Source organism: Caulobacter sp. B11 (assembly GCF_002737765.1).
Classification (GTDB): Bacteria; Pseudomonadota; Alphaproteobacteria; order Caulobacterales; family Caulobacteraceae; genus Caulobacter.
In genome coordinates this window covers 1-5,441 of record NZ_PEGG01000081.1, presented here as the reverse complement: position 1 = coordinate 5,441, position 5,441 = coordinate 1, and the positions used below count along the sequence as shown (strand labels likewise).

Below are 5,441 nucleotides of genomic sequence, written 5' to 3'. Positions count from 1 at the left end.
TGATGTCGACAGCAACACCATCGTCGCGGCGCTCGATTACCACGGCCCGACCAAGGCCGATCTTGTCGCCCATGTCGCGACCCTGACCCTGCCCTATTCGGTCGAATGGGCCGTCTGGAACAAGATCGACGGCACGATGATGGAACAGCTGACTTTCGCCCGGTTCATCGAGGAAAACGCCGCCGATATCATCGCCCCCACCGGCGCCGACCTGTTGGAAGTCGTGTCCGACCTGCAATCGGTGCAGCGCGCGAATTTCAAGGGCACGGTCAAGACCGCCAGCGACAACGTCTCTTTCGACTATACCGAAGAGACCGACGTGGGCACCCGGACGGGCGGCGTCGAGGCGCCCAAGCGCTTTCTGTTGAGCCTGCCGGTGTTCTTCGGCGACAGCCCTGTCGAATTGTACGCCAACCTTCGCCATCGGGTGCAGGACGGCAAGTTGATGTTGGGCGTGGCGCTGCACCGCAAGGAGCATGTGCGCCAGGCGGTGTTCCAGCAGCATTTGCTGACCGCCCAGGATCGCATCGACTGCCTGGCGGTGTTCGGCAAGTTCGATACGCCGCGCTAAGCGCGACCAGGCCCGCGCGACTTAACGATGGCCAGGCCCGCGCGGGCCGCCCCGCCAAACTGAACCTACCGGCCCAGGAGGCCGCGCCCGGCCGGCATGGGGCCGCCGAGCGCAAACCCCAAAAAAATCAGGATACCGAGTCGATGAACGCCCTGACTCCGCTAGCCGTCACCGCCGAACCCCTTCTGCGCGCCATCCAGGCCGGCGCATGCGCCACACCGACGGAGCTGGCCATCGCGGCGGATCGGTCGCCAAAGAACATCGCCCGGGACCTGACCGTCCTAGAAAATGACGGCCTGATTGATCGTGACGCGCTGACCCTGACGGCGCTTGGCGCGTCGATGCTGGCGGCGCTCGACCGGGCAAATGGCGCGCCCGATGGCGCCATTCTGGCCGAGGGCTTTACCGCCCTGCCGCATCACTTGATTCAGCCCGATCCCCTCAACCCGCGCCGCGCATTTGACGACGAGGCCCTGGCCGAGTTGGCCAATTCGATCGCCGCCCAGGGCCTGATGCAGAACCTGGTCGTGCGGCCCGATGCCCCCTGGCCGACGGATCGCCCTGCGCCCTGCATCGGCTGGTTTCGGGCGAGCGCCGCTGGCGTGCCATCGGCCTGCTGATCGACCGCGGCGACTGGCCGGCCGACCGTCTTGTGCCGGTGCAGATCCGCGCCATGGACGACAACGACCACGCTCTGGCCGCACTGGTCGAGAACCTGCAGCGCGTCGATCTGAACCCGCTGGAAGAGGCCCAGGCCTTTGAGCGTCTGGTCGCTGGCCATGGCTGGAGCACGGCCGACGTGGCCGACAAGGTCAACAAGACCCAGCGCTTCGTGCAGCAGCGCCTGCAGCTGAACCAGCTGAACGACAAAGAGAAGGCCATGCTGCTGGCAGGGGAGCTTTCGGTCGGCGAGGCCCGCAAGCGCCTGGCTAACCGGCCCGAGCCGCTGGTTCTGACCCCAGCCCAGGCCCTGGTCATCGCCGAGGTGATCGCCGCCATGGGCGACGAGGTCAGCGCCTATCGCCGGATCGAATGCGACCCGGTCGCCATCGCTGACCCGGTGCTGAGCACCCTGCAGGGCCGAGGCCTGCTGTACGCGCAAGGCCCAGATCGGACGACGGGAATCTACAAGGTGGAATTCGTCGGCTGGAGTGGCTTTGAACAGATCAAGATCCACCACCCCGACCTGTTTAAACCCGCCAACCTGCTGGCCGTGCGCGCCGCCGCCGCCGGATCCGACGCGGCCGAACAGGCCGACACCGAGGGCCGCTATCTGACCCCTTGGCTGAACGGCCCCTTTGAACTGACGCCCGAGGGCCAGGCCTGCGTCGAGGCCGCCGCGCTGGCCGCAGACGCCCACAGGCAAGAGCAGGACCGGCGGGACGCCATCTTCAAGGCCAGGCAGCAGGAGCGCGTGGCGGTGAACGGGCGGGCGAACGATCTGGTCGCGGCCATGACGACCCGCCAATGGGAGGCCGAGGCCGTCGCCAAGACCCTGGAAGACACCGGCGCGCGTCTGCCCTGGCGGTTCGTCGAACCCGAGCACCCTGACCAGCCCGGCCAGCTGCTCGACGCCAACAACCAACAGGTCGACCTGCGCGCCTGGAGCGGCGGGATCCCTGGCCAATGCCCGCATCCGCCTGGTCATGGCCGCCGTCAACGCCGCCGCCGACCTCGATCGGCCGTGGTCAGCCATGCCGAGCATGAGGCGCTGCTGGAGGCGCAGCGCGCCCAGACCGCCGCCGATGCTGAGGCGCAGGAGGCCGACGAAGTCGCGCCCGGCGACGACACGGACGACGGGAATGACCCCCCGCCACGACGCCCGCAAAGGCCCCTTCATCGCTGACGCCCTCGCCTATTTCAGGAGACCCCGCATGTCCGACAATCCACGTTTCGCCCTGCTGCGCACCCCCACCGACCCGCTGTGCAAGCCGGTCGCCTTCGCCGATCTGAGCGAACTGGCCCAGGCTCTGCACCGCGATCGCGGCGAGGCCGCCATCCAGATGTTCGAGGCTCCTCTGTTGGTGTTTGGCGAGGACCAGCCCCGTGCGGGTGTCTCGCTGTGGACCCTCGACGCCGACGGCGCCCAGGCGCGCTATCTGGGCTGGGCCTGGCTGGACGGCGGCGGCCATCGCGCCCTGCGCGCGGCGCTGGACGCGGCCCGCGCCGACGTGCCGGTGATCGGCCGGGCGGCATAGCCATGGGCGTTCGAAGCATTCAGGTGACGATTGATATGCGCGGCGCCCTGGCCAGCGCTATCGATCAGCTGAACGGGACCGAGCACCCATTGCGCGGCGCGCCCGACGAGATGAGCCGCCAAAGCTCGGCCGCCCTGCTCGAGCAGATCGCCGCGCACCTGGACCAGCTGGCGGCCGGCAGGGTCGGCCTGATCGCCTTCCTGCGGTTCTATGGTCTGATCATCGGGCCCGAAGCGATGGACCGCCAGCCGACTAGCCTGCTGGACAAGGCCGAGGCCGAGGCCCTGGCGATCGTCGCGACATGGCTGGAAGACTGCGAGGACCACCTAGCCTTGCGCCGCATGGGCGGTCTGCCGGCCGCGCCATTCAACTTCGCCGAAGCCTGGGTCATGGTTCGTCAGGCCAGCCTGCGCGCGGCGGCGCCTGTCGCGGACGCCGCCTGATGGACGCCGGGGCCGTCACCCTGTCCGACGCCGCCGACCACGAGACGCGCCGCTGGACCATGGGCTGCGGGATTTCGTCAAGCTGCGCTCCCTCAACGACGGAGCGTCGGTCATGAGCGGAACGCAAGATCGAACGGCCAGCGCCGCGGAGCTTCCGCCATTCCAGGTTGACCAGCCTAACCCCTTTAAACATCTTTTGACCGGCGCTCAGCGCCAGCAATTTCCAGGATCATCCTTGCATGGCCCCTTATCAGCCCGATCCGATCGACATTCATGTCGGCAAGCTCGTCCGTGGCAGACGGAAGTCGCTGGGCATGTCTCAGGACGAACTGGCACAGGCCGTGGGGATCACCTTCCAACAGATTCAGAAATACGAACGCGGGGCCAATCGGATTTCGGCCTCCAAGATGTTCGAGATCGCCAAGAAGCTGGGCATGCCGGCCGGAGCTCTTTTCGAGGGACTGGATACCGGCGGCGCCGACGGGCCGCTGTCCGACTTCATGGACTTCATCAACCTCAAGGGGGCCGGCGACCTGGCGCGAGCGTTCGTCGCGATGTCGCCCGCCCAGCAACGGGCTTTGGTGGAATTGGCAGGAGTGATGAATTCGATCTAGGTCGACGAGAGCTCGGGCCTAACCCGGAGGTCGATCATGGATGAGGCTTCCGCCGCCCAACTTGGTCCCGTTACAGAGGCCCGCTTTCGCGCCGCATACGCCGACGCTGCCATGATCACCGCTCAGGCTGCGGCCGAGCTGCTTGGCCTTGACGTGCGGACCCTGCGGGCTCTGAGTGACGCCCTCGTCATCCGTGCGACCGTGATTGGCAGCACCCGCCGCTATGGCGAGGCCGATCTTCGCCGCTATCTGACCGAAGGACCCTCGGGGCCATGTCTCTCTACAAGCCCGCGAAAAGCCGTTTCTGGCACTACGACTTCCAGTTCAAGGGTCGTCGCTTTCACGGCTCGACCGGCGTCGAAACGCTTCGCAAAGCCGAAGCGGTAGAGCGGCGATATCGGGAGAAGGCGGCGCTCGGCACATTTGACGACGGCGACGGCCTGACCCTCGACCAAGCCGCCGGCCGCTGGTGGGAGGAGGTCGGGCGGCATCGCAAGTCTGGCCGCCAGCTCGAGCACCGGCTTGAGATCCTGATCCGCCTGGTCGGAAAGAACACCGCCCTGGCCGACATCACTACCCGCACCCTGGCCAAGGCCATCGAACGGCGACGGGGCGAAACCTATCAGCGCGGTGTCGACACCCCTGACGCCAAGGCCAAGCGCTACACCCTGTCGAACGCCACCGTGAACGCCGATGTGGCAAAGCCCATGCGCCGGATCCTCAATCGGGCCAAGACGACCTGGGAGATCAAGGGCCTGGCAGAGATCGATTGGGAAGCCCTGCTGCTGCCCGAGGCCGAAACCGAGATCCGCATCTATACCCAGGACCAACAGCAGGCATGGTTGGCCGCGTGCGACGAGACAGCCCGTATGGTACTGACCCTGCTGTTGACCTACGGCTTGCGCTTTGCCGAGGTGTTCTTCGCCCCTGACGCCTATATTCCGGACGGCCCGAGCCTGGTGCTGAACAACCGCAAGAAGGGCTCACACCTCTTGCCTTTGCGGCCATCGGACGCCCGCCAGATCGCCGCGCGCGTTGGACGGGCCAGAGCCGCCCGCCTATCCACGATCTGGTTCGAGGAAGACGCCAGGGGCAAGCTGGTGACCCTGACCTATTCGGCGATCCAGTCTCGCTTGCGGGTGGCGGCGCGGCGCGCGGGCCTCACGGCGCCCCGCTTGATCCACGGCACGCGCCACCATGTTGGAACCAGCATCCTTGCCGAGACCGGCAATCTCAAGCTCACCCAGCGCGTGCTGGGTCACAAGGATATCAAGTCGACCCTGGTCTATGCCCATGCCCTGGATGACGGGTTACGGGCTGCACTGGAGTCCCGGAATAGTCCCGAACCCGCAATGCTAGAGGACGATTTTACCGTTCCAAAACAACGCCGTACCCGCAAGCGAACCTAGTCCTCCGAAGGCAAAGGTCACACGTTCGAATCGTGTCGGGTGCGCCATTTCGGTTTGATACCGCGCCCTTCCAGAGTCTCGGACCGGCCGTCGCCCGAAGCGGCCAAGGTCTGAAGCGGTTTGGGCCTTGCTCCCAAGATCTTGATCTCGGCCGTGGACTGCGCCTCAACGCTCTAGCGGGCCGAGACCAGACCCTTGAGCGCCGC

Annotated in this window: 7 protein-coding genes; all 7 read left to right on the top strand. The window is 66.5% G+C overall.

Annotated features, from left to right (window positions below; all coding sequences use genetic code 11):
* Nucleotides 1-571 (top strand): DUF2303 family protein (locus CSW58_RS04935; protein WP_099446543.1); only part of this gene is annotated, 571 nt, incomplete at its 5' end.
* A 143-nt stretch (nucleotides 572-714) separates the two neighbouring features.
* Nucleotides 715-1,191, top strand: a complete 477-nt coding sequence (locus CSW58_RS04930) for a ParB N-terminal domain-containing protein (RefSeq protein ID WP_099446542.1) — start codon at nucleotides 715-717, stop codon at nucleotides 1,189-1,191.
* A 53-nt stretch (nucleotides 1,192-1,244) separates the two neighbouring features.
* On the top strand, nucleotides 1,245-2,417 hold the full coding sequence (locus CSW58_RS04925; RefSeq protein ID WP_143755080.1) for a ParB/RepB/Spo0J family partition protein: 1,173 nt from the start codon (nucleotides 1,245-1,247) through the stop codon (nucleotides 2,415-2,417).
* A gap of 28 nt (nucleotides 2,418-2,445) precedes the next feature.
* A complete protein-coding gene (locus CSW58_RS04920; protein ID WP_099446540.1) occupies nucleotides 2,446-2,769 on the top strand; it encodes a hypothetical protein in 324 nt (107 codons plus the stop codon).
* 23 nt (nucleotides 2,770-2,792) lie between these two features.
* Nucleotides 2,793-3,212 carry a hypothetical protein gene (locus tag CSW58_RS04915; RefSeq protein WP_143755079.1) on the top strand — a complete coding sequence of 140 codons (420 nt, stop codon included), beginning with the start codon at nucleotides 2,793-2,795 and terminating at the stop codon, nucleotides 3,210-3,212.
* A gap of 239 nt (nucleotides 3,213-3,451) precedes the next feature.
* Nucleotides 3,452-3,826: a helix-turn-helix domain-containing protein gene (locus CSW58_RS04910; protein WP_099446538.1), complete on the top strand. Its 375-nt coding sequence runs from the start codon at nucleotides 3,452-3,454 to the stop codon at nucleotides 3,824-3,826.
* Nucleotides 3,827-4,098: 272 nt separating this feature from the next.
* Nucleotides 4,099-5,235 carry a tyrosine-type recombinase/integrase gene (locus CSW58_RS04905; protein WP_099446537.1) on the top strand — a complete coding sequence of 379 codons (1,137 nt, stop codon included), beginning with the start codon at nucleotides 4,099-4,101 and terminating at the stop codon, nucleotides 5,233-5,235.
* Nucleotides 5,236-5,441: the final 206 nt, after the last annotated feature.